The organism is Bifidobacterium anseris, assembly GCF_002860345.1.
Classification (GTDB): domain Bacteria; phylum Actinomycetota; class Actinomycetes; order Actinomycetales; family Bifidobacteriaceae; genus Bifidobacterium; species Bifidobacterium anseris.
The window spans coordinates 375,025-397,902 of the sequence record NZ_NMYC01000001.1 but is presented as its reverse complement, the minus strand read 5'-3'; the positions used below and the strand labels follow the sequence as shown (position 1 = coordinate 397,902).

The following is a 22,878-nucleotide window of genomic DNA, read 5'->3' as shown; positions in this document are numbered from 1 at the left end:
AATACCGTCTTTTAGAGTATCGGTGGCGTTTGACACCACCCGGCGGCGCAGGCCGGAAACGCGGATGGGGCCGCACGCCGTCATGGCGTGCGGCCCCATCCGCCGCATCGGCAAATCGCCGGTGCGGCGGTTCCGGCGCGATCATACGCATGCGCCGGAACCCTGATTGTGTCAGTCGACGTCGGCCTCCGGGCCCTTGCCGACCTCGAGGCGGGCGAAGGCGAGGGCCTGACCGCCGACCTCCTTGAACAGATCACCGATCGTCTTCGACGGATCCTTGACGTAGGCCTGCTCGAGCAGCACGTTCTCCTTGAAGAACGCGTTGAGGCGGCCTTCGACGATCTTCGGGACAATCTTCTCCGGCTTGCCTTCGGCGAGCGACTTCTCGGTGGCGACGCGGCGTTCGCTCTCGACGACGTCCTCCGGGACGTCCTCGCGGGTGAGCCAGCGGGCGCCCATCGCGGAGATCTGCAGCGCGGCCTCATGGGCCACGGCGGCGCCGGCCTCGTCGGTCGCAATCATCGCGACGATGCTCGGCGGCATCTCGGCGGACTTCTTATGGGCGTAGATCTCAACGCGCGGGCCGGTGATCTTCGCGAACTGGCCGACCTTGACGTGCTCGCCGAACAGGGCGGCGGCCTCCTCGATGTCGGTCTTCACGTCGCCGTCGGCGGACGGCGCGTTGAGGACGTCGTCGATGCTGTTCGCGTCGGCCTTGACGGCGTCGGCGAGGACAGTGTTCGAGAAGTCGACGAACTTCGGGGTCTTCGCGACGAAGTCGGTCTCCGAGTTGAGCTCGACGGCGTAGCCGGTCTGGCCGTTCGCGGAATCGACGACGGTCGACGCGATCGTGCCTTCCTGGGCCTTGCGGCCTTCACGCTTGCCGGCGGCCTGGATGCCCTTGGCGCGGATGATTTCCTTCGCGCGTGCGACGTCGCCTTCGGCCTCGGTGAGCGCCTTCTTGACGTCCATCATGCCGGCGCCGGTCTCCTCGCGGACCTGCTTGATCAATGCTGCGGTGATTGCTGCCATTGATGTCTCCTTGGTTGAAACGGAAAAGTATATGGAGGCAAGCGTTCGGCTGCGTGATGCGCCGCCGAACGCTTGGGATCACTTGGACTCGGTGTCCTGCTCGGCCTGCGACGCCTCGAAGTGGGCGTCCGAACGGGCGGCCTCGGAGGAGGCGCCTTCGGCCTCGTCGTCCTTGAGCACGGCGCTCTCGGTGACGACTGCGTTCTCACGGTCGGTGTTCTCGAGCAGTTCCTTCTCCCAGGCGGCCATCGGCTGCTCGGTGGAGGTGCCTTCGCTCTGTGCGCTCTTTCCGGAACGCTCGAGCAGGCCTTCGGCGACGGCGTCAGCGAAGAGCGTCGTCAGCAGCTCGATGCCGCGGATCGCGTCGTCGTTCGCCGGGATCGGGTACTCGACGGTCTCCGGATCGGCGTTGGTGTCGACGATCGCGACGACCGGGATGCCGAGCTTGTGGGCTTCCTCGACCGCGAGGGCCTCCTTGTTGACGTCCACGACGAACATCGCGGAAGGCGTGCGGTTCATGTTGCGGATGCCGCCGAGCTGCTTCTCCAGCTTGTCCTTCTCGCGCTCGAGGAGCAGGAGCTCCTTCTTCGTCAGGCCGGAGCCGTGCACGTCGGAGAAGTCCATCTCCTCGAGTTCCTTGAGACGGGTGACGCGCTTGGAGACGGTCTGGAAGTTGGTCAGCATGCCGCCGAGCCAACGCTCGGAGACGTACGGCATGTTCACGCGGGTGGCCTGGGTCTTGATGGCCTCCTGAGCCTGCTTCTTCGTGCCGACGAACAGCACCGTGCCGTTATGCGCGACGGTCGTCTTGATGAAGTCGTAGGCGACGTCGATCAGGTCGAGCGTCTTGAACAGGTTGATGATGTAGATGCCGTTGCGCTCCGTGAGGATGTACTGCTTCATCTTCGGGTTCCAACGGCGGGTCTGGTGTCCGAACTGGAGACCGGCCTTGAGCATCTCGCTCATCGTGATCTGAGCCATGGTATCGCTACCTTTCTTGTCGGTTATTGCCTGGCCATGCGGCATTGCGTGCAATCTCGCCCCGAAGGGTCCGACCGACCGACACAAGCCGTCGCCCACATGACGCGTTGTCGTGGTGCGCCCGCAATAGGAAATGTCTGGTGGCGACCCATGCGTGCGACAGCACGGTACGCCGATTGGCACACCGTTGACGAATATACCATGCGCCCCTCCCAGAATCAATGGTTCCGCGAGGGGCGCATCCGTCCGTGGCTCGGACGGTCAGGAGTTCATGCTGCGCATGCGGCGCATCGCGGCGCGACGCTCGTCCTTCTCGAGCCGATCGATGTAGACGTGGCCGTCGAGATGGTCGGTCTCGTGCTGGAGCATGCGTCCCATGATGCCGTCGCCCTCAAGGACGACCTCGTTGCCGTCGAGATTGATGCCGCGCACGCGCGCGTAGTCGGCGCGGCGCGTCTTGTACCACAGGCTCGGCAGCGACAGACAGCCCTCGTCGCCGTACTGCTCGCCGCGCGTCTCCTCGAGCACCGGGTTAAGCACGTAGCCGACGGTGCCGTCGATGTTGTAGGAGAAGGCGCGCAGCCCCACGCCGATCTGATTGGCGGACAGGCCCGCACGGCCCGGGTCGTCGACGGTGTCGAGCAGATCCTCGACGAGGCGACGCACCGCCGGCGTGATCTCGGTGATCGGATCGCACGGTGTGCGCAGGACCGGGTCGGGGACGACTCGTATTTCACGGATTGCCACTGGTATGCTCCTCTTTCGTTGCTTTGTTGGTTCCTGATTGATGATTCATCACGTCCGGCGACGCCTTGTTTCGGTCAGCGCGAGGCGGACGCGTCGTCCTTCGCGGCAGCATCGTCCTTCGCGGCGTCGGCGTCCTGCGCGGCGTCGGTGTGCTCGTCGCGCCATTCGCCGAACCGTTCATGGACGTTGCCGATCGCCTGACGCACGCGCGGCGTCACGTTCTCGGAGGCGGCGCGCACGCTTTCCCCGGCCTTCTTGACCGTCTCGGTCGTGCTCTCGAGGATCTGCATACCGACGTTCGCGCGCACCACGGGCGCCACCGGGGCGTACAACTCCCCTTCGATCACCTCGTCGTACTGCGCGAGCACCTTGGGGCGCACGACCTTCATGCTCGCGGTCATCGTGCCCTCCTCGAGGCTGAAATCGTGCGGCAGCACGATGAACTTGCGCACCGATTCGGCACGCGAGACGTCGGCGTTCGCCCGGTCCACGTACTGCTGGATGAAGGAATGGACGGCGTCGCTGTTGGCGACGTCCCCCATCGGCATGTCCGGGTCGAGCCCCTGCTCGGCGAGCCACGACGGCGTCATCTCCGGGTCGAGCGTCACGAGGGCGCCGACGAACGGACGGTTGTCGCCGACGACGACGGCGTGCGCCACGATCGAGCATTCGCAGATCGTGCCCTCCATCGGCGCCGGGGAGACGTTCTTTCCGCCGGCCGTGATGATGATGTCCTTCTTGCGGCCGGTGATGTACAGGAAGCCCTCGTCGTCGATCGTGCCGAGGTCGCCGGTGTGCAGCCAGCCGCTCGGCTCGAGGACCTCGTCGGTCATCTCGGGGTTGCGGTAGTAGCCGAGGAACACGTTCGGTCCCTTGACCTCGATCTCGCCGTCCTCGGCGGTGCGGATCGCCATGCCCGGGCCGGGCCTGCCGACCGAGCCCGGACGGTTCGCCTTCTGCCAGTTGACGACCATCGGCGCGGCCGTCTCCGTCATGCCGTAGCCCTGGATAAAGGTGATGTCGTCCATGCCGTTGAAGAAATGCACGAGGTCGGTGTTGATCGGCGCGCCGCCGCATGCCAGATAGCGCAGGTTGGGTCCGAGTGCCGAACGGAACGACGAGGCGACGGTGCCCATGTAGAAGGAGTGCTTCATGCGCATGATGGCCGACGGCCGCTTATGCTCGACCTCCATCTTCGACCATGCGACGAAATGCTTGAAGGCGTTCGCGAAGATGCGGCCACGCATGCCGGTACCCGCCTTCTGCGACGCGGCGTTGTACACCTTCTCGAAGACGCGCGGGACGCCGAGCAGGTAGGTCGGCCTGAAGCCGCGCAGGTCGGCGAGCAGGTGCTTGGCGCCGGGCACGTAGCCGACGACGCCGTGGCCGCCGATGGCCGTGTACTGGATGTAGCGCGCGAAGCAGTGCGCCAGCGGCAGAAACAGCAGCAGACGGTTCGGCTCGTAGAGCATCTCAGGAAGGATCTCGTAGCCGTTCTTGACGATGTGCGTGAAGTTGCGGTGGGACAGCATGGCACCCTTCGGCCTACCGGTCGAGCCCGACGTGAAGACGATCGTCAGCAGGTCGTCGGCGCGCACGCGGCCGATCGCTTCGTCGAGCGCGTCGTCGTCGAGCGCCTCACCGTAGTTGATGAGCGCGTCCAGGGCTCCGTTCTTCAGGTTGAAGACGTGCTTGAGCCCCGGATGGTCGGCCGCGATGTAGTCGAGCGTATGCGTATGCTCCTCGTCGCCGCCGAAGGCGATGAGCGGCTCCACCTCCTCGATGATCGACGCCGCCTGCTTGAGCGAATCGGTCTCGTAGATCGGCACCGACACCGCGCCGATCGCCGCGCACGCGAAGTCGAGGACGCCCCATTCGTAGCACGTGGCCGAATACAGCACGACCATCGTGCCTTGCTTGGCGCCAAGGGCCATCAGGCCCTTGGCGACGCTGCGCACCTGGGCGAGCATCTCCCCAGCCATCACGTCGTTCCACTGGCGGGTCCTCTCGTCCTTCCACTGGGCGATGATGTCGTCCGGATCGGCGATCGCACGGTCCGACAGCAGTGCGTACACCGTGTCCTTCTGCGTGGTCACGTAGATATTGTCGAGTCCGTATTCCCTGAGCATGCCTCCCACTATAACGCACGGCCGAGCATATGCGGCCTCAGCCGAGGTCGATCATGTCGCACACCCAACGCGCACCCTGGCGCACGAGCCTCATGTTGCCGCAGTGGGGCGTCGCGCCGAGCGAGATGTGCAGCGAGATCTCCAGTGTTTCCTCGTTGAGCATCATCGCGTGCACGAGATGAGGCATGACCGGCGCGTAGCGCATCTTGAGCGCGGGCGCGGGCAGCAGGTTGGGATTGCCGGCGAGGACCGAGCGCATCGTCTCGATGCGCCTGATGCATTCGGGCTTGACGTACTTCGCGAGCGAACTGCCGCTCTGGCGTGCGCGCATGACCTCGATCGCGGCGCAGGCGGTGCGGCAGACCTGCATCACCAGATTGCGGATGTAGGCGTCGGTGTACTCGTGCTCGAAGCATAGCTGCACGTGGTAGTGCAGGGATTCGTCGCGCACCGCCAGCGGGATGTCGCCGTCGTAGGACGGCAGCGGCCGGCGCCTCGCGTCGCGCTGCATGCGGCCGACGGCCCGCAGATCCTCGATGCGCGCACGTTCCGCGCGCCGGCGGTCGCGTTCAACTGCCTCGTCGAACTCCCTGCAGCTGCGTTCGTCCATCTCCTCGTAGAACGCCGCCAACCCGAGGTCGAGGACCTCCGCGTTGTCGGCTTCGTCGAACTCGTCGTCCCGGTAGTCTTCGTTGGCACTCATTGCCTGACCCCTTCCGCTTCTCCCGCCCGGGGAATCCCCCGCGCATCCACGGCCGTGGCCGCGCAGGCGTGGAACCATATTCCCGATTTACAACTTCCTTTATGCGTTGACGGACGACCGCCTTCCCGGGCGGGCCAGAGGTCCGGCGGGTCGTCCCGTCGAACACGAATCTAGCGTATTTCGCGACAAAATGCCAACGGTTGCACGATTGAATGTCCATTTGTGGATAACTTTCCACTTATCCACATATGCGCGGATTCATTGTGGATAACGCGGAGCCGCGATTTTATGAAGCCCTTAACATGGTGTCCCGCCACTGTTTTTGGGACGTCGTTCATGAATACGTTTGCACATCGTGGCAGACACGAAGATCAAGAAATACGACATTCGACACATATTTGACCAATCCAAATAGTGGGACGCGATGGGTGAATCGCACGCTATACGACGTTTGCGACACGTGCACATTATGCCATGTGCGTAATCGTTAGATGCATATGACAGCACCCGACGAACTGACGCCCTGCCGATGCCATGCCGTTCGCGTTCGCCGCGCGCGTTCGCCTCCGCTGCACGCCGTTGCAAACTAGTTTGTGGTAGTTTGCATGGTCTCGTTGCCGAGGCCAGCTCCAAGTCTCACGCGGCTCGCGCCGCTGCTTGGTTCACGTTTCGCCGGGGTCCGCGCGGCCGGCTTGCGCCGGTCGCGTCTTACGTCCCCTCCGCGTGCGTTTAGGGTCTCCGGGGCACTCCCGGCGACCATGATGTTGATGGCCGCGTTCAGGTCGCGGTCCATGTCAAGCCCGCACTTGTCGCAATGGTAGACGCGTTCGCTTAGGGACAGCTTGGCTTTCACTGTTCCGCAGTTCGAGCACGTCTTGCTTGATGGATACCAACGGTCGATGACATGGATGGCCGCGCCGGTGCGCGCGCTTTTGTACGCGAGTTGGCGGCGCAGTTCGGCGAACCCGCAGTCTGACACGGCTCGCGCGAGCCTGTGGTTGCTGACCATGCCCTCCACGTTCAAGTCTTCTATGCTGATGTCCCTGTAGGTGCGTGTGAGCATATCGGTGAGCTTGTGCAGCCCGTCTCGTCGTTGGTCGGCGATGCGCGCGTGGATGCGTTGCACGCGGGTCCTGACCTTCCGCCAACGGTTCGACCCCTCCCTGCGTCGGCTCAGGACGCGTTGCGCATGAGCGAGTCGGAGAAGGCTCCCGCTCATATGACGAGGATTCGGCACCACCGTGCCGTCGGAGAGCGTGGCGAGGGCCCTGACACCCAAGTCCACGCCGACACCGCCACCCCTAGGGGCAGCGGGTGCGGTCGGGGCGTCGCGTTCGACGGTCAGGGACGCATACCAGCGTCCCGCCCGTTTGGACACGCTCATGCGCACCACTTTCGCGTCCCCGACCCGTCGGCCGATGTCCTCCATGCAGTGCACGCGGCCGACGCGGGGCAGTTTCAACCGTTTCGGATCGCCCTCGACAAGGCCGAACGAGCCGGTCGTGTACACGAACCGTGGCGTGGTGCGACGCCTGCTTCTGAACCTCGGCCAGCCCATGCGCTTTCCCTTGCGCCCGCCGGTCTTCGAGTCGAAATGGTTCTTCAACGCGGCCGCCAATGATTCGAACGCGCTGTTGTACGCCTCCTTGCTGTATTCGGCCCACCACGGCGCGATCTCGTTCTTCCACTCGTTCCACCAACGCCGCATCGCGTACATCGACCAATCCGCCTTCCCGCCGCGCGCCAACTGTGACCGCACATGTGAAAGCATGAGATTATAGGCGAAGCGCGCCGCGCCTGCATGACCCTCCAGCAAGCGTTCCTGCCGTGGCGTGGGATCGAGCACCACCTTCACCGCCTCAAGCATCTTCCGCCGCCTTCAACGCGGCCCTCGCCTTGTCCCCGGCGGCGCGCCTGCCGTACAGGCGCGCGCACAACGACGTGAGCACCTCGGTCATGTCCCGCACCAGATCATCGTCCAGCTCCTTGTCGTCCACGACGATGAGCCTGCGCCCCTGTGCCTTCAACGCGCTTTCGATCAATCCCGCGTTCATACGGGCAAGGCGATCACGGTGCTCCACGATAATCATGCCCACACCTGGGTCGGCCAGCAAACGGTTGAGCTTGCGCCGCTTGTCGTTCATGCCTGACCCCACTTCCGCGACGACCTCGGGCCGTTCGACGCCCATGTTGAGCGCGAATGCCTTGAGCCTGTCCGCCTGACGTCGCAGGTCGTTCTTCTGGTCCGGACCGGACACGCGCGCATAGCACACCGTGCGGCCGCCGGCAGGGGCTTGCGCCTGTCGGGCCTCGTATTTGGGGTCATGGATGAGCCACATGCCGGTCGGCGTATGCTCCACAGGCACGGGCATCGTGCCCTCACGGCACCACTTCCACACCGTCTGCGGATGCAATCCCTCACGGGCCGCCCATTCCTTCACCAACATGAAACTAAGTATAACATATTCAAACCACGCAAAACAAGCTTATACACCAACAGATAACGACCCCTTTGCGCGCACGCCGCCCGGAGACGACGATGCGGCCCGCGGGAGGACACGGCAGCTGCCGCGAGCCCCCACGGGCCGCATCGCTTGTCGTCGTCGTGACGCCGCTTAGCGTCCGGTCGGCGTCACGACGACGTCGCAACGCTGGAAGTTCTTGAGGTCGACGTAGCCGGTCGACGCCATCGCGCGGCGCAGCGCGCCGATGAAGTTCGTCTTGCCGTCGGCCATGTGGCTCGGCCCGTAGAGGATCTCCTCGAGCGTGCCGACGGTGCCGACGTCGGAGCGGAAGCCGCGCGGCAGCGTCGCATGGCGCGCCTCGGACCCCCAATGCTTGCCGTGCCCCGGCGCCTCCTTCGCGCGGGCGAGAGGTGCACCGAGCATGCATGCGTCGGCGCCCATCGCGAGAGCCGTCACGAAGCTGCCGGAGTCGCCCATGCCGCCGTCGGCGATGACCTGCACGTAGCGGCCGCCGGACTCGTCCATGTAATCGCGGCGCGCCTCGGCCACGTCGGAGATCGCCGTGGCGAGCGGCACGTGCACGCCGATCGTCTTGCGCACCGCGGAGACGGCGCCGCCGCCGAAGCCGACGAGGACGCCCGCCGCGCCGGCGCGCATCAGGTGCAGCGCCGCCGTGTAGTTCGCGGCGCCGCCGACGATGACCGGCACATCGAGGTCGTAGATGAACTTCTTGAGGTTGAGCGGCTCATGGTCGGTCGAGACATGCTCCGCAGAGACGGCGGTTCCGCGGATGACGAAGAGGTCGACGCCCGCCTCGAGCACTGTCGAATAGTACTGCTGCGTGCGCTGCGGGGACAGCGCGCCGGCGACGGTCACGCCGGCATCGCGGATCTCATGCAGCCTGGAGACGATGAGCTCCGGCTTGATCGGTTCGGCGTAGGCCTGCTGCAGATAGGCGGTGGCCTCCTGCGGGCCGAGCGCGGCGACGCGCTCGAGGATCGGTTCGGGGTCGTCGTAGCGCGTCCACAGGCCTTCGAGGTCGAGGACGCCGACGGTGCCGAGCCTGCCGAGCTCGATCGCCGTCTTCGGGCTCGTCACCGAATCCATCGGCGCGCCGATGACCGGGATGTCGAACTGGTAGGCGTCGACCTGCCAGACGGTGGAGACGTCCTGCGGATCGCGTGTGCGGCGGGACGGGACGATCGCGATGTCGTCGAGGCCATAGGCGATGCGGCCCTTCTTGCCGAGGCCGATTTCAATTTCCTGAGACATGGCTCCTAGGCTAATGCGCAGCTGTGACACGGACGTGACGCGGTTTTTGGACAATCGTCCGTGGACGAAACAGTCATGCGCTATGCATGTCTATGGAAACGTTCCGATCACTCATTGGAGGAATCCCCCATGGCGAAAATCAAGGTCGAAGGCACGGTCGTCGAACTCGACGGCGACGAGATGACGCGCGTCATCTGGAAGGACATCAAGGACCGTCTCATCCTGCCCTACCTCGATATCAACCTCGACTACTACGACCTGAGCATCCAGAACCGCGACGCGACCGACGACCAGGTGACCGTCGACGCCGCCGAGACGATCAAGCGCGAGCACGTCGGCGTCAAGTGCGCGACGATCACACCTGACGAGGCCCGCGTCGAGGAGTTCGGCCTCAAGAAGATGTGGAAGTCGCCGAACGGCACGATCCGCAACATCCTCGGCGGCACGATCTTCCGTGAGCCGATCGTCATCTCGAACATCCCGCGCCTCGTACCGGGCTGGACGAAGCCGATCGTCGTCGCGCGCCACGCCTTCGGCGACCAATACAAGGCGACCGATTTCAAGGTCCCGGGCCCCGGCAGCCTGACGGTGACGTTCACGCCGCAGGACGGCTCGGAGCCGATTGAGCATCTCGTCTTCGACTATCCGGGTTCCGGCGTCGCGCAGGTGCAGTACAACCTCGACGACTCGATCCGCGGTTTCGCCCGCGCCTGCTTCAACTACGGCCTGCTGCGCGGCTATCCGGTCTACCTGTCAACGAAGAACACGATCCTCAAGGCCTACGACGGCGAGTTCAAGGACATCTTCGCCGAGGTGTTCGAGACCGAATACAAGACGCGCTACGAGCAGGAGGGCCTCACCTACGAGCACCGCCTCATCGACGACATGGTCGCCAGCTCGCTCAAGTGGCACGGCGGCTACGTGTGGGCCTGCAAGAACTACGATGGCGACGTGCAGTCCGACACCGTCGCGCAGGGCTTCGGCTCGCTCGGCCTGATGACCTCGGTGCTGATGACCCCCGACGGCCAGACCGTCGAGGCCGAGGCCGCGCACGGCACCGTCACCCGCCACTACCGTCGCTGGCAGAAGGGCGAGAAGACGTCGACGAATCCGATCGCGTCGATCTACGCGTGGACCGGCGGCCTCAAGCACCGCGCAAAGCTCGACGGCACGCCCGAGGTCGCCGATTTTGCCGAGAAGCTCGAGCAGACGATCATCTCGACCGTCGAAGGCGGCCAGATGACAAAGGACCTCGCGATGCTCATCGGCCCCGACCATCCGTGGCTCGACACGGAGGGCTTCATGGATGCGCTCGACGAGAACCTGAACAAGGCGCTGCGCGCCTGACGGTCTCACCGCACCCCCGCAGGGCCCCGTTCCCGGACCGGAACGGGGCCCTGCGCCGTTTTGCCGACTTCCTCGGGTACAATCGTTCCCGTCCCATCCCCCATAAGAAAGCGGTACGGCATGTCCCATACGGGCCTTCCACTTCTGCGACGCTGCATGGCGATGGCGCTGTGCTGCGGCATGACGATCCCCATGGCGGCCTGTTCGTCCTCGTCGACGGACGGTGCGTCCCCGGCCGCGTCGCCGTCCATGACGAACGGACAAGTGGCGATGTTCGTGCCCACCGACAGCTTCACGATCTCGCAGAACGTGCCGCTCAACACATGGAACCGCCTCGTCGGCGCCACATCGGACGCGCTCATCGAACGGGGATTCGACGACGACGACATCACGACGCACGCCGACGCCGACCTCGACAAGCAGAGCCGCAGCATTGAGACCTACGTGCGCGAACACATCGAACACGGCGACGGGGAACGCACACTCGTCGTCGCGCCGGCGGTACGCACCGCCGAATCGACGAAGTACTACGGCGACTACGCGACGCAGATGCTCGAATCGTCGAAGGACGGCGACGACGCGAAGGACGAGAAAGACGCAAAAGTCGACGAGGCGCTCGCGCGCACCGTCGCGGCGCTCAACCGGGTGAAGGCGGCGGGCGGGCACGTCGTCGTCCTGTCGACGCGCATCCCCGGCTTCACGCCGGACGCCTTCGTGTCGATCTGCGACGCCGAGCAGATCGGCCGCATGCAGGCGCAGCAGCTCGTCAACAAGCTCGAACTCGACAAGACGAGCAGGGACAACCCCAAACGCATCGAGATCATGCTGCCCTTCGACGGCGAGGCCTCGCATCCGAGCGATGAGCAGCGTTTCGCGCGCGACGCGTTCAAGGGCGCGTGGAGCGTGCTCGGCACCTACTTCCGCTCCGGCGTCGTCGTCAGCCCGTCGCTAAGGCTCTCTGCCGCGTCGACCGAGGACGACTGGCATGACGTGGCCTTCCAGGCGCGCAAGACCGACGATGTCGTCGCCGAGATCAAGGCGCGCCTGCATACGAACGCGAAAGGCGCCTTCACGCCGATCGACGGCGTCGTCTCGATGAACGACTTCGTCGCCGACGGCGTCATCAAGGGACTGACGGCCATGGGCTACGTCGGCACAGCCGCCGACATCAACCCGTCGATCACGATCGGCGACGTCCTGGGCAACATCGCCGGACGGCGCGACGTGCAGCGCGGAAAGGTGCCGGAGCCGACGCAGGCGCCCAAGTCCTCCGCCGGCGAGGCGAAGGACGACGGATCGGCAGACCGCGAGACGCCGCCGGTGACATCCAACCGCTGGCCGATCGTCACCGGATACGGCTCGTATGTGAGCAACATCCCGAACATCGTCGACGGCAAGCAGTGGATGACCGGTCTGGCCGACCGCAACGGCAACGCCTCGGGCATCGCCGCCATCTGCCGGGCGCTCAACCGCAACGACGACAAAGCGGCGTTGGATCATTTCAACACCGTCGACGGCGTGCCGACGATGGGGCTGCCGCTCATCGCGGTGAGCGCCGGCAACCTTAAGACGACGCTCATCGACCCCGGATACATCTCGCTCGCTGACGCCGACCTGTAGAAGGCCGGCCGCAGGGAATCAACGGCGCATCATTCGACGAGCACGATGCGCTGCGGGCGCAGCCAGCGTTCCGGGTCGACGTACTTCCTGGCCGCCATGCGGATGCCCCAGTGCACGCAGGTGCCGTCGCAGTGGTCACTCGACCCAGACATTGTGCCGAGGGGGCGGCCGCGGCTCACCTTCGCTCCGACGGCGAGCGTCGTGACCGCCGGTTCGAAGGTGAGCGTCCATGCGCCGTGGACGATGCTGACGACCGATTTTCCTCCCACCTTTCCCGCGAAGCTGATGGTGCCGTCGGCGGGGGCGACGAGCGTCGCGCCTTCGGCGGCCGCTATGTCGACGCCGCGGTGCCCGGCGAGCCACACCTGCGCCGGCTCGTCGAACGGCGACATGATGACCCCTCCCTTGACCGGCAGCACCATCGCCGGCGTGCAGCCGCCGTCGGCATAGGCGCAATCGGTCGTGTGCATGCCGACGCCGATCGTCGTGGCGGCGGCGACGATCAGCGTCGACGTCGCCACGAGCGCGTTGAGCCGGCGGCGGCCGCGCATCGCCTCGAAACGCCTTCTACGACGTGCGCGGCGTGCACGCAGCTGCTCATCGTGATGTCCCATATGACTCCTCCTTCGACTTGCGGAACATGTCGTCGTTCCACTATCGAACGCCGCGGGCTTGCCTGTCCACCGTGACGGAGGTATGTGTACGGACGGCCCTGAACACGGCGTGTCGCGGCAGAAATCGACCAATTGATGTGGATGGCCGTCGCATATACAACAAAAATCGTCGCTTCGGACGGTGCCATGGACGGTCGCGCGGCCGCCAATCAGTCGAGCGAGTCGAGCACGTCGTCGATGAGCGTGCGCCCTGGCGTGCGCCCCTCGTCGAGGTCGCGCAGCCGCGGGAAGCGGCGCAGCGCGTTCGTCGGGCTCGCCCCCGCCGCGCGCGACACGTTCGATTTGCTCACGCCGCGGGCCGCCGCGCGTTCGGCGAGACGGTCGACGAGCGAATCGCCCACCTGTCGCAGCCGCTCCGCCACCCACAGCTGCGCGAGCTCGGGCGACATGCCGTAGTCCTCGACGAGTTCCGCCGACGATTCCTGCACCGCCGCCCACAGCACCATGAACGGCTTGCGGTAGTAAGAGATCTGCTCATCGAGCGGCTCGTCGTCGAGCTGTTCGAGTGCGCGACGGTCGACGGTGTTCATACTCACGGCAGCCTCCACGGCGGCCGGAACGGCCGCCACCCCTTGGAACCATTGTAATGAGGCCATCCACAAGGGATGGCCTCGAATGTCTCGGTCGGGCTGACAGGATTTGAACCTGCGACATTCTGCTCCCAAAGCAGACGCGCTACCAAACTGCGCCACAGCCCGTCGCGCCCGAACACCCATCCATGAAGACCGCAGACCGCCATCTTCAAAGACAACCGTCTTCAGGCACAAGATGAAATAATACCATGCCTTGCGGCCACCTCGTTACAATGTGGAGTGTCGTACCGGAAAGGGAAACCATGAAACGTCATCAGAGGGCCGAATCAGCCGGCTTAATCTCGTTCTTCTGCTGCGCGGTGGTTGGAGGCCTCGCCATCATGGCCTATCTGCGCTGGGCACCCGCCATCTGGCAGCTGTCCCAACGTCGATTCATGGCCGCGGCCACACTCGTCGGAGCCTGCGGCGTCGTCTCGTTCGTCATCGGCTACACACACCGCATCCGGATGCTCAACGAACACGTCATGTGGGCGATCCACCTGCGCCGCTCCTTCGAAATCTTCGCACTGTCCTTCGTCTACGCGGTCACGCTGTTCCTGACCAGCTACACGCTGTTCTGGGTACTCAACTCGATGATGGGCAAGGTCATCTTCGAAATGTACCTGCCGGCGCTCACCGCGACCTTCGCCGGGGTCTGCGGCTACCTCACCTTCGTGCAGGCCGAGCTGATGAACGCGAAGACGCTCGCGTCGCTGCTGCCGTTCTTCGTCATCGCCGGCGTCGGCACCGCCTGCTCGACGACGAACGACCCCCACTGGTTCCGCAACAACTTCTCCGAGCTCGGCGACCGCACGACCTTCGCGGCGAGCATGTTCAACATCACACTCGTCTTCGGCGGCCTGTCGATCATCATCATCACCTACTTCGCGATCTCCGAACTCATCGCCACCTACCAGGTCGTGCGCCCCAACGGCTCGGTCGGCATCCGCACGCCGCAGGTCTCCTACCACATCCCCCGATTCAAGGTGCGCATCACGCTGCTGTCAATCCTGCTGACGCTCTCCGGCATCGCGTTCATCGGCATCGGCACCTTCCGCTACACGCCCCACCCGATCCTGCACAACGTGTTCGCCCGCGGCATGCCTTGCGTCATGTTCGCGCTGCTCATTACACTCCCCTGGCTCGCGCCGCAGCTGAGTCGCGCGTTCTTCGTCATCTCCGACATCGCGATCCTCGTCTGCGTCATCGCCGGCATCTCCTGGCTGCAGGGCGAGAACACGCTCACGAACGTCGAAGCGCTCGCGGCGATGTTGTTCCTCGGCTGGTTCATCGGCTTCTCCCGGCAGATCGCCGCGATTGAGGCGGATCGCATCCAGCAGCAGCTCATTGCGCACGAGGTCGTCAACACCGCCAAGCTCGACGATCTGATCAGCGACGAGGAGAGCGCCGGCTTCAACACCGTCCTGACGGACACCAATTCGCCCGTGCTCGCCGCGCAGGCCGACACTGACCAGCATCGTCGGCAGGTCGCCTCGCAGCTCGCCCGGAACTAGTCCGTGCATCGCGCGTCCCGCTATGGGAACGCCCCCGACATCAAATGGATGTCGGGGGCGTTCCCATAGCGGCGGAAATACATGGCCGCACGAGCGCAGGTACACCCGTCGCAGGCGGCTGCCTCAGTCGAAGAGCAGGTCGCCGTCCGCCTTGTCGTCGCTCATGAGCAGCAGGAAGCTGCGCGACTGCGCGGTGATCGCGAACCCGGCCTCGTAGTTGAGCTCCGGGCCGTCCGGGTTGTGCGTGTCGACGACGAGCTTCCATTTGCGGCCGTAGCGTTCATCCGGCAGCGTGAACATGATCGGCTCGTAGTGCGCGTTGAAGATGAGGATGAAATCGTTGTCGACGATCTTGTTGCCGTACCAGTCGGTCTCGGGGATGTCGCCGCCGTTGAGGAACACCATGATGGACAACGCGTGCGCGTTCTGCCACGCCTCGAGATCCATGATCGCGCCGTTGTGGTCGAACCATTCGACCTGCGGCAGCGCATCGGCCGGCATGTCCGCCTCACGGCCGGTGAAGAAGCGGCGGCGATGCAGCACCGGATGCTCGAGGCGCAGATGGATGAGCTTCGAGACGAATCCGAGCATATCGCGCTGGTAGTCCTTGAGGTTCCAATGCGTCCACGAGATCTCATTATCCTGGCAGTAGCCGTTGTTGTTGCCCAGCTGCGTGCGGCAGACCTCGTCGCCGCCGCAGATCATCGGGATGCCCTGGCTGAACAGCAGCGTCGAGAACATGTTGCGCATCTGGCGGTGCCGCAGCTCGTTGATGTCGCGGATTGTCGTGGGTCCTTCGACGCCGCAGTTCCACGAGCGGTTGTTGTTTTCGCCGTCGCGGTTGTCCTCGCCGTTCGCCTCGTTGTGCTTGTTGTTGTAGCTGACAAGATCGTTCATTGTGAAGCCGTCGTGCGCCGTCACGAAGTTGATCGACGCCACCGGCTTGCGACCGTTGTGCTGGTAGAGGTCGGAGCTGCCCATGATGCGGCTGGCGAACTCGGGCAGCGTCGCCGGCTGGGACCGCCAGAAATCGCGCACGCAGTCGCGGTAGCGGCCGTTCCACTCCGACCAGTTCGGCGGGAAGCCGCCGACCTGATAGCCGCCGGAACCCAGATCCCACGGCTCGGCGATGAGCTTGACTCGGGAGATGACCGGATCCTGTTCGACGATGTCGAAGAACGCCGACAGCTTGTCGACCTCCTGGAACTGCCGCGCGAGCGTGGCCGCGAGGTCGAAGCGGAAGCCGTCGACGTGCATCTCCTGCACCCAGTAGCGCAGCGAGTCGGTGATCAGCTGCAGCGTGTGCGGGGAGCGCATGAGCAGCGAGTTGCCGGTGCCGGTCGTGTCGAAATAGTGCAGCTTGTCGTTGTCGACGAGACGGTAGTAGGACAGGTTGTCGATGCCCTTGAAGCTCAGCGTCGGTCCCTTGTCGTTGCCTTCGGCCGTGTGGTTGTAGACGACGTCGAGGATGACCTCGATGCCGGCGGCGTGGAACGCCTTGACCATCGAACGGAACTCGTTGACCTGCTCGCCGCGCTGCCCTTGGCTCGAATACGCGTTGTGCGGGGCGAAGAAGCCGATCGTGTTGTATCCCCAGTAGTTGCCCAGCCCCTTCTCCTGCAGGAACGGGTCGTTGATGAACTGGTGGATCGGCATCAGCTCGATCGCCGTGATGCCGAGCTTCTTGAGGTAGTCGATGACGGAGGGGTGCGCGAGTCCGGCGTAGGTGCCGCGGATCTCCGGGGGCACGTTCTTGTTGAGGTTCGTCATGCCGCGCACATGCGCCTCGTAGATGACCGAATCCGAATACGGAATGTTCGGATGTTGGTCGTTGTCCCAGTCGAAGAACGGGTTGATGACGACCGATTTCATCGTATGCCCCGACGAGTCGAGGTCGTTCATGTCGTCCGGGTTGTCGGCGTCGTTGAACCAGTAGGAGTAGAGGCTCTCGTCGCCGTCGATGTTGCCTTCGATCGCCTTCGCGTAGGGGTCGAGCAGCAGCTTGTTCGGGTTGCACCATTCGCCGTTATGCGGGTTGTACGGTCCGTACACGCGGTATCCGTAGCGCTGTCCGGGCTGGATGCCGGGGATGTAGATATGCCATACGAACGAGTTCTGTTCGGTCAGTTCGACGCGGGTCTCGTTGTCCTGCTCGTCGAACAGACACAGTTCCACCTTCTGTGCCATGCGTGAGAACAGTGCGAAATTGACTCCCGCCCCATCGTAGCTTGCGCCGAGCGGGTACATGGATCCAGGTCTTGTCTGCATGTTTTCAGTATGGCACATCCGCGCAGCATCCTCATGAGTTTCGTTCACTGGATAGTGTCGAGGCCGCGCATATGGCGTCCTCGACACAGGTCACGCGCTCAGGCGGCGGATCCGCTCGTGCTGGATCGCAATGATCGAGTTCGACGCGGTGATCGGCAGCGTCAGCAGCGTCCGCCAGTCGACCCATGCCGATTCGACGTGCTCGTCGGTGTCGAATCGGCACTCCCCCTGACTCCATTCGCGCAGGTGCAGTACGGCGATGTGCGCGAGTTCGTCGGTCATGCCTTCCGACGAGTAGTAGGAGCCCGCGTCGTCGATATCGACGTCTTCGGCGACGACGCCGGTCTCCTCGCGCAGTTCGCGCAGCATCGCATGCCGCGGATCTTCGCCGACGTCGATGAGTCCCGCCGGCAGCCCGATCGTCGTGATGTTCGACCCGGCGCGGTATTCGCGTTCGACGAGATAGCGGTCCGTGCGCACGTCGTGCACGAGCATGACGACGCAGGGCGCGTGCACGACGACCTGCCGATGGATGAGCGTCTCGCTGCCATCGTTGCGCGTCAACGCCACCGTGCGGTCCTCGACGGCGAAGATCGCGCCGCGGTATTTCGTCTCGCTGTCCACGACGCGCGCCGGCACGTCCATGTCGATGCCGTCGGACGTGGCGTCGAACAATGCATCGAGCCGCACGACCCGTCCGTTGTCCCGATATGCGGCATTGCGTCCCTGTTTAGCGGCCATCGGCGTCCCCCATCGTGAAATTCGCGCCCAGCGACAGGTCCCACGGATCGGTGTTCGCACGGTTCCAGCGCACCTGCGGACGCGAGCCCGTGGCGAGTTCGACGGCGTTCGGCACGTCCTCGAGCGCATAGGAGAACCACAGCGATTCGATGGCGCTGTGCGGCGTGTTGATGAGCGCGGGACGCATATGGCCATCGCCGTGTCCGAGCAGCACGCCGTCGCGGCGCATCGCCGCCTCGTACAGACTTTCCTGCAATTCGTCGGTCGCCGGATGGTGACGCAGGTCGCTCGTGACGTAGACGTCGACGCCGAGCGCGTTCACCTCGTTGAACATCGAATCGCCCGATCCGGGCAGCACGCCCACGGTGCGCACCGGCGCGTCGAGGTCGCCGGCGACCTGGATGCCGTAGCGGGTGGCCGGCAGCGCATCGGCGACGCGCTCGGCGAAGGCGCGCAGCGTCATCGGCTCGGGAAGCCGACCCACCCTGCCGAGGCCGACGGCGTGCGGCGTGCTCGCGTCGTCGATAGGCACCATCGGCGTCTGGTCGATGAGGCCGAACGCGTCGGCCGCGGCCATGCCGACGCCACGCCAGGCGGCGTCGGCGTTCGTATGGCCGACCCACAGCGCGCAGTGTCCCCGGTAGAGCCGCGAGACGATCTCGCCGCGGAACGTGCGCCCGGAGACCTCATGCACGGCGCGGAAGAACAGCGGATGATGGCAGACGAGCAGCTGCGCGCCCGATTCGACCGCGTCATGTACGACGTCCATCGTCGGATCGGCTGCGAACACGATTGAATCGGCCGGGTCGGTGAGATCGCCGACGATGAGTCCCGGATGGTCCCATGCTTCCGCGTATCGCAGTGGATACAGCGTCTCGAGCACATCGATGGTCTGCTTGAGGTTAGCCATGAAGCTTCCTTTCCGTAAGTTACTGCTTATTTTGAAGCTTAATCAGGCTCCTCCACACCGCGGAGGAGCCTGATTAAGGGATGGCGCTCAGTGGGCGGCGCGCTGCCAGTCGGTGCCGACGCCGGTGGAGACGTCGAGCGGGACGGCGAGGTCGACGGCGTGCTCCATCGCATCCTTGATGAGCGGCGTGACCTCGTCGGCCTCGCCGGCGGCGAGCTCGACGACGAGTTCGTCGTGGATCTGCAGGACGATGCGGCTGGCGAGCTTCGCGTCGCGCAGCGCACGGTCGGCACGGATCATCGCGATCTTCATGATGTCGGCGGCAGAACCCTGGATCGGCGCGTTGAGCGCCCCGCGCTCGGCGGCGTCGCGGCGCTGCCGGTTCGGCGAATTGAGGTCCGGGAAGTAACGGCGGCGCCCGAAGATCGTCTCGGTGTAGCCGGTGCGCCGTGCGTCGGCCACGAGCGACTCGAGGTAGTCGTGTACCTTGCCGAAGGTCTCGAAGTACTGGTCGCGCAGCTTCGTCGCCTCGCCGGTCGAGATGCCGAGCTGCTTGGACAGGCCGTAGGTGCTCAGTCCGTAGGCCAGGCCGTAGCTCATCGCCTTGACGCGGCCGCGTTCATCCGGCGTGACCTTGTCGACAGGGATGCCGAAGACGAGGCTGGCGACGTAGCGGTGGAAATCGGCGCCCGACCTGAAGGCCTCGATGAGCGCCTCATCGCCGGACAGGTCGGCCATGATGCGCAGCTCGACCTGCGAATAGTCAGCGCTGAGCAGGTCGACGAAGCCGTCGCCCGGCACGAAGCCGGAGCGGATCTCACGGCCGTCGGCGTTGCGGTTCGGGATGTTCTGCAGGTTCGGGTCGACCGAGCTCAGTCTTCCGGTCGCAGTGACCGTCTGCGTGAAGGTCGTGTGGATGCGGCCGTCCTTCGGGTCGATCGCGTCGATGAGCGTCTCCACGATCTGCTTGAGCTTGTTCGTCTCGCGGTGCCGCAGCAGCGCGCCGAGGAACTCGTTCGCCTTCGAGCCCTCCTCGCTCGCCGTGTACAGCGTCTGCAGCGCGGCGGCGTTCGTCGTGTACGAACCCTTCTTCGTCTTCTTCGTCGGCGTCAGCCCCATCTCGTCGAACAGGACGACGCCGAGCTGCTTGGGGCTCTGCAGGTTGATGCTGCGTCCGGCGGCACGTTCGGCGACAGCCTCCATCTGCGCGGATTCGTCGGCGAACTGCGTGTGCAGCTCGTCGAAGCGCGCGCGGTCGACGCTTGCGCCGGTGCGCTCCATATGGAACAGCACACGCGATGTCGGCAGTTCGATGTCGCGCAGCAGCGGGTACTGCTCGCGTCGTTCGAGTTCGGGTGCCAGCCTGCGTGCGAGGGAGGCGACGACGACGGCATGGTCGATGCAGCGCTGCGCGTCATCGGTGTCATCGGCGTCGGTGTCGTCTTCGAATCCGAGGGTGCCTTGACGGGGCTTGTCGTCGCGCTCGTCGAGGTGGACGTCGAGGAAGTGGGCCGCGCATTCCTCGAGGGTGCCGCCTTGGAAGTCGGGATCGATGAGATAGCCGGCGAGGTTGGTGTCAAACAGCACGTTGGGGCAGCTCAGGTCGACGGCGGCGAGCATGTGCAGATGCTCTTTGAAGCCGTGGACGCTCAGGCTGCCCGCGTGCGTGTCGAGCAGTGCGCGCAGCGTGTCGTGGTAGCGCGGGTCGTGCGGGTCGAAGGCGACGGCGTGGGCGCCGGCCATGATGGCAGCCACGCGCGCGGCGGCATGGCCGGGTTTGGCGTCGCCGTCGATGTACAGCGTCCATGAGCGGCTCACAGCGTCAGCGCATCGGTCGCTTTGCCGGTCGTATTCGGCGGTGACGTCGAGGGTGTAGTCGGGTTGGTCGGTGGTCGCGTCGGCCGGCGGACAGTACTGCTCGATCCACATCGTCAGCGACGCGGTGTCGGTGAGCGTGTCGACGAGCGGTTCGACGATCGCGGGGATTGCCGACGGCTGCATCCGTGCGGCGTCCGTCGCGGTGTTGAAGGTCGTGAGCAGTTTCGTGCGTGTGCGTTCACCGAACTGCAGCTCCCCAAAGAGTCGTTCGGTGAGGTCGGCGTCAGCGCGGCCGTAGCCGAGGTCGTCGATCGTCACACCGAGGTCGAGGTCGCGCACGAGGGCATTGACGCGGCGGTTGAGACGGACCTGGTCGAGGTTCTCGCGCAGCGCCTCGCCTTTCTTGCCGCCGATTTCGTCGGCGTGTTCAATGATGGCGTCGAGGCCGCCGTACTGGTTGATCCATTTCGCCGCGAAGCCGTCGCCGACGCCGGGCACGCCGGGGATGTTGTCGGAGGTTTCGCCGCGCAGGGCGGCGAGGTCGGGGTATTGGTTCGGCGTGACGTGGTATTTGGCTTCGACGGCGGCCGGATCCATGTGCTTGAGGTCCTTGAAATGGTAGCCCGGGTAGAGCACGGTCACATCGTCATCGATGAGCTGGAAGGAGTCGCGGTCGCCGGACAGGACGAGGACGCGGCAGCCGTCGTGCTCGCCCATTGTCGCGAGTGTGGCGATGACGTCGTCGCCTTCGTATCCTGGTTTTTCGATCCAGCGTATGCCAAGCGCGGTCAGCGCCTGCTGGATGAGCGGCAGCTGGCTGAGGAGTTCTTCGGGCGCCGCTTCGCGCGTGCCCTTGTATTGGGTGAGCAGTTCGTTGCGGAAGGTGCCTCCCTTGACGTCGAAGGCGATGCCGATGCGGTCGGGATGCTCGGTTTCGACGACTTGGCTGAGCATCGTGAGGAAGCCGTAGACGGCGTTCGTGGCCTGGCCGTCCTTCGTGCTGAAGTTGTCGACGGGAAGCGCGTAGAACGCGCGGAAGGCGAGCGAATGTCCATCGACGACGAGCAGTGTGGGACGCGAGGGGGTTGCTGAGGATTCCATAAGGGTCCGATCATGTGGGGTGGATGGATGTGGAACGGTGCGGGTCGTCCTGAAACGACGTCGCGGGTGTACGATCCCTCTGCGGGATCGCGCACCCGCGACCTGCGTGTGGCGTGGCTTCAGTCGTTGTCCTGATCGTCCTCGCCGTACTTTTCGATGATGGCCTGGGCGAGACGCTTCTTCGGGATGCGCTGGTCCATCGACGTCTTCTGAATCCAGCGGAACGCGCCCTGTTCGGTGAAGTTCGCCTTGTCCATGAGCAGACCCTTGGCCCGGTCGACGAGCTTGCGCTCCTCGAGCGTATCCTGTGCCTTCTTGAGCTGCTCCTCGGTGTCCTTGAGCTTCTCCTGCGTGTCTTTGAGCTCGTTCTCGCTGCGTTCGACGCTGTCGAGCAGCTCGTTGATCTCGGCGAAGCGGCCCATCGCGACGGCGAGCGCTGGCAGCAACTTCGACTCCTCGTACGGCTTGGTCACGTAGGCCATTGCACCCGCGCCGATCGCCTGCTTGACGAGGTCGATCTGCGAGAAGGCGGTGAGCATGACGACCGGCGCGATGTTCTCGTCGCAGATGACGCCCGCAGCCGTGATGCCGTCCATGTGCGGCATCTTGACATCCATGCACACCACGTCGGGTTTGAACTCGCGGGTCAGGGCGATCGCCTCTTCGCCGTTGGCCGCTTGGCCGACGACGTCGTAGCCGTTGTCCTCAAGCATCGCGACGAGGTCCATGCGGTTGACCGATTCGTCCTCGGCGACGACGACGGTCGGCTTGCGGCCTTCCGTCTTCTTGTCCTGCGCCTGTTCGGCCTTGCTTGCCGCATCGCCGTCGGCGGCGAGCGTGTCCAGCTCCTCCTCGGTGAGGACCTCTGCTTCGTGTTCCTTGTCCATGTCCTGTACAGTCATCCGTCCCATGTCTCTTTCGCTCGGCGCCCCAACGGCGCATTTGTCCTTATGCAGTATAGCGCAGGTCATCGCGCGTCCAGGA

Annotated in this window: 18 protein-coding genes and 1 tRNA gene; 3 read left to right on the top strand and 16 right to left on the bottom strand. The window is 64.7% G+C overall.

Annotation, left to right across the window (positions count from 1 at the left end; translation table 11 throughout):
- Nucleotides 1-171: 171 nt before the first annotated feature.
- The 8 genes from tsf to CGZ88_RS01605 form a co-directional block, all read right to left on the bottom strand.
- Nucleotides 172-1,032 carry a translation elongation factor Ts gene (tsf, locus tag CGZ88_RS01640; protein ID WP_026645258.1) on the bottom strand — a complete coding sequence of 287 codons (861 nt, stop codon included), beginning with the start codon at nucleotides 1,030-1,032 and terminating at the stop codon, nucleotides 172-174.
- A gap of 78 nt (nucleotides 1,033-1,110) precedes the next feature.
- Nucleotides 1,111-2,013, bottom strand: a complete 903-nt coding sequence (gene rpsB, locus CGZ88_RS01635; RefSeq protein ID WP_026645257.1) for a 30S ribosomal protein S2 — start codon at nucleotides 2,011-2,013, stop codon at nucleotides 1,111-1,113.
- 261 nt (nucleotides 2,014-2,274) lie between these two features.
- A complete protein-coding gene (locus tag CGZ88_RS01630; protein ID WP_026645256.1) occupies nucleotides 2,275-2,760 on the bottom strand; it encodes a peptide deformylase in 486 nt (161 codons plus the stop codon).
- Nucleotides 2,761-2,834: 74 nt separating this feature from the next.
- Entirely contained in the window at nucleotides 2,835-4,889 is a 2,055-nt protein-coding gene (locus tag CGZ88_RS01625) for an AMP-dependent synthetase/ligase (protein ID WP_026645255.1), read from the bottom strand.
- Between the two features lie 37 nt (nucleotides 4,890-4,926).
- Nucleotides 4,927-5,592, bottom strand: coding sequence for an Rv3235 family protein (locus CGZ88_RS01620; RefSeq protein ID WP_026645254.1), 666 nt, complete (start codon nucleotides 5,590-5,592; stop codon nucleotides 4,927-4,929).
- Nucleotides 5,593-6,178: 586 nt separating this feature from the next.
- Nucleotides 6,179-7,459, bottom strand: coding sequence for an IS607 family element RNA-guided endonuclease TnpB (gene tnpB, locus CGZ88_RS01615; RefSeq protein WP_101670930.1), 1,281 nt, complete (start codon nucleotides 7,457-7,459; stop codon nucleotides 6,179-6,181).
- Nucleotides 7,452-8,039 (bottom strand): IS607 family transposase, encoded by a 588-nt coding sequence (locus CGZ88_RS01610; protein ID WP_101670929.1) that lies wholly within the window; start codon nucleotides 8,037-8,039, stop codon nucleotides 7,452-7,454. Before CGZ88_RS01610 ends, tnpB begins: the two co-directional genes overlap by 8 nt.
- 168 nt (nucleotides 8,040-8,207) lie before the next feature.
- Nucleotides 8,208-9,329 (bottom strand): GuaB3 family IMP dehydrogenase-related protein, encoded by a 1,122-nt coding sequence (locus CGZ88_RS01605; protein ID WP_026644336.1) that lies wholly within the window; start codon nucleotides 9,327-9,329, stop codon nucleotides 8,208-8,210.
- 129 nt (nucleotides 9,330-9,458) lie between these two features.
- Here CGZ88_RS01605 and CGZ88_RS01600 point away from each other — a divergent pair, with 129 nt between their 5' ends.
- Both CGZ88_RS01600 and CGZ88_RS01595 read left to right on the top strand, forming a co-directional pair.
- A complete protein-coding gene (locus CGZ88_RS01600) occupies nucleotides 9,459-10,676 on the top strand; it encodes an NADP-dependent isocitrate dehydrogenase (protein WP_026644337.1) in 1,218 nt (405 codons plus the stop codon).
- Between the two features lie 249 nt (nucleotides 10,677-10,925).
- On the top strand, nucleotides 10,926-12,296 hold the full coding sequence (locus CGZ88_RS01595) for a substrate-binding domain-containing protein (RefSeq protein WP_133120869.1): 1,371 nt from the start codon (nucleotides 10,926-10,928) through the stop codon (nucleotides 12,294-12,296).
- Nucleotides 12,297-12,325: 29 nt separating this feature from the next.
- Here the strand turns inward: CGZ88_RS01595 and CGZ88_RS01590 are convergent, their stop codons facing one another.
- The 3 genes from CGZ88_RS01590 to CGZ88_RS01580 all read right to left on the bottom strand — a co-directional run bounded on the left by CGZ88_RS01590 (nucleotide 12,326) and on the right by CGZ88_RS01580 (nucleotide 13,668).
- Nucleotides 12,326-12,910 carry a murein hydrolase activator EnvC family protein gene (locus CGZ88_RS01590; RefSeq protein ID WP_101670927.1) on the bottom strand — a complete coding sequence of 195 codons (585 nt, stop codon included), beginning with the start codon at nucleotides 12,908-12,910 and terminating at the stop codon, nucleotides 12,326-12,328.
- A gap of 209 nt (nucleotides 12,911-13,119) precedes the next feature.
- Nucleotides 13,120-13,506, bottom strand: a complete 387-nt coding sequence (locus tag CGZ88_RS01585) for a transcriptional regulator (protein WP_133120868.1) — start codon at nucleotides 13,504-13,506, stop codon at nucleotides 13,120-13,122.
- 88 nt (nucleotides 13,507-13,594) lie between these two features.
- A tRNA-Pro gene (locus CGZ88_RS01580) sits at nucleotides 13,595-13,668 on the bottom strand.
- A gap of 137 nt (nucleotides 13,669-13,805) precedes the next feature.
- Between CGZ88_RS01580 and CGZ88_RS01575 the strand changes: the two genes are divergently transcribed.
- Nucleotides 13,806-15,056, top strand: coding sequence for an ABC transporter permease (locus CGZ88_RS01575; protein ID WP_133120867.1), 1,251 nt, complete (start codon nucleotides 13,806-13,808; stop codon nucleotides 15,054-15,056).
- A gap of 123 nt (nucleotides 15,057-15,179) precedes the next feature.
- Here the strand turns inward: CGZ88_RS01575 and glgX are convergent, their stop codons facing one another.
- From glgX to CGZ88_RS01550, 5 genes are all read right to left on the bottom strand, one after another.
- Nucleotides 15,180-17,324, bottom strand: coding sequence for a glycogen debranching protein GlgX (gene glgX / locus CGZ88_RS01570; protein WP_231371418.1), 2,145 nt, complete (start codon nucleotides 17,322-17,324; stop codon nucleotides 15,180-15,182).
- Nucleotides 17,325-17,414: 90 nt separating this feature from the next.
- Nucleotides 17,415-18,065 carry an NUDIX hydrolase gene (locus CGZ88_RS01565; RefSeq protein WP_051198568.1) on the bottom strand — a complete coding sequence of 217 codons (651 nt, stop codon included), beginning with the start codon at nucleotides 18,063-18,065 and terminating at the stop codon, nucleotides 17,415-17,417.
- Entirely contained in the window at nucleotides 18,055-18,975 is a 921-nt protein-coding gene (locus CGZ88_RS01560) for a Nif3-like dinuclear metal center hexameric protein (RefSeq protein ID WP_026644985.1), read from the bottom strand. The genes CGZ88_RS01565 and CGZ88_RS01560 overlap by 11 nt, the downstream gene beginning before the upstream one ends.
- 87 nt (nucleotides 18,976-19,062) lie before the next feature.
- Complete coding sequence (polA, locus tag CGZ88_RS01555) at nucleotides 19,063-21,894, bottom strand: DNA polymerase I (protein ID WP_101670924.1); 2,832 nt, start codon at nucleotides 21,892-21,894, stop codon at nucleotides 19,063-19,065.
- A gap of 119 nt (nucleotides 21,895-22,013) precedes the next feature.
- Entirely contained in the window at nucleotides 22,014-22,781 is a 768-nt protein-coding gene (locus CGZ88_RS01550; protein WP_026644987.1) for an ANTAR domain-containing response regulator, read from the bottom strand.
- Between the last annotated feature and the right edge of the window lie 97 nt (nucleotides 22,782-22,878).